This is a genomic window from Stenotrophomonas sp. P5_B8 (genome assembly GCF_054049855.1).
Window position 1 is genome coordinate 1 of sequence record NZ_JBFULO010000719.1, and the last position, 1,128, is coordinate 1,128.

A 1,128-nucleotide genomic window follows, 5' to 3' on the forward strand; every position below is an offset into this window, starting at 1 on the left:
TCACTTGGCGGCGTTGAAGACGCTCAAGGGCGTGGGCCCGGTGTTGCTGGCGGTACTGATGTGCCGGTTGCCAGAGCTGGGAACCCTTGGCGGAAAGCAGATCGCCAGATTGGTAGGCGTCGCCCCGCTGTCGCACGACAGCGGCACCGTGCGTGGCAAACGCGGGATCAAAGGAGGCCGAGCCGACGTCCGGAAGGCGCTCTACATGGCGGCCATGTCCGCCGCCCGTCACGAGCCGCGTCTGCGTGATTTTTACAGGTCGCTGCGTGCACGTGGCAAGGAAGGAAAGGTGGCCCTGGTAGCTGTGATGCGCAAGATGCTGGTCATCCTCAACGCGCGCGTGCGCGATGAAAGAGCCGCCATGCGCCCAGCCTGAACGCCTTGAGCGGACAACATGAAGGGCAAAAGCGTGCCGGCCAACGGCCGGCACCTACCGCTCACCGCGCGCGCAGGAAACCGCCCGGAGGCGGCGGGCAGGYCGGTGCGGGGCCGTTGGAACCCCGGACGGGCGGAAACGAGACCCCATGGATGGGTTCCCGGCGTGTCCCGCACCGGCGTGCCCGCCGCCTCAGCCACGGATCAGGCGGGCGCTGGTCAACACAGTTGCTACCGGCTGCTAAGGGGCTCGGCTTGCGGTAWGCAGGYGGAAGCCAGGCTTTTCTGGACTTGGTCGGTGGGTCGGGCGTTGGGCCCCGATGCCCTTGGGGGCGAAATAAAGGGGGAGGTGGCGGCCGCAGGCCGACGCCGGAGGACATTCGCCGGAAAGGGCATSGGGGCACAGCGCCCGACCCACCGACCCGCGCCAGAAAGAGTCAAATGACGCTTCTGCTTGCCCCGGTGTGGGCAAAGAACCGCACATGCCTTCGGCAGTTACATCGGTCGCGCCGGATCCACCAGGCCGTACTGGCTGGCCATGCGCGCCAAGGCGATGTTGTCGTGGATGCCCATCTTCTCGAACAGGCGCGCCTTGTGCGTGTTTACCGTCTTGGCACTCAGGCTCAGGCGCTTGGCGATGTCTTCCTGGCGCAGGCCCTGGGTGAGCAGCAGGGCCACTTCCAGTTCGCGCGGGGACAGGGTGTCGAACGGCGACTGGCTGCCTTCCACGTTGGACAGCGCCAGGTTCTGCGC

At 66.8% G+C, this 1,128-nt stretch carries 2 protein-coding genes; one reads left to right on the forward strand and one right to left on the reverse strand.

The window, feature by feature from the left end; all coding sequences use genetic code 11:
• The coding region (locus tag ACXJKH_RS20965) for a transposase (RefSeq protein WP_457322269.1) at positions 1-376 on the forward strand (376 nt) is incomplete at its 5' end.
• A 494-nt stretch (positions 377-870) separates the two neighbouring features.
• On the opposite strand, the gene ACXJKH_RS20970 is transcribed toward ACXJKH_RS20965, so the two are convergent.
• The coding region (locus tag ACXJKH_RS20970) for a LuxR C-terminal-related transcriptional regulator (RefSeq protein ID WP_457322271.1) at positions 871-1,128 on the reverse strand (258 nt) is incomplete at its 5' end.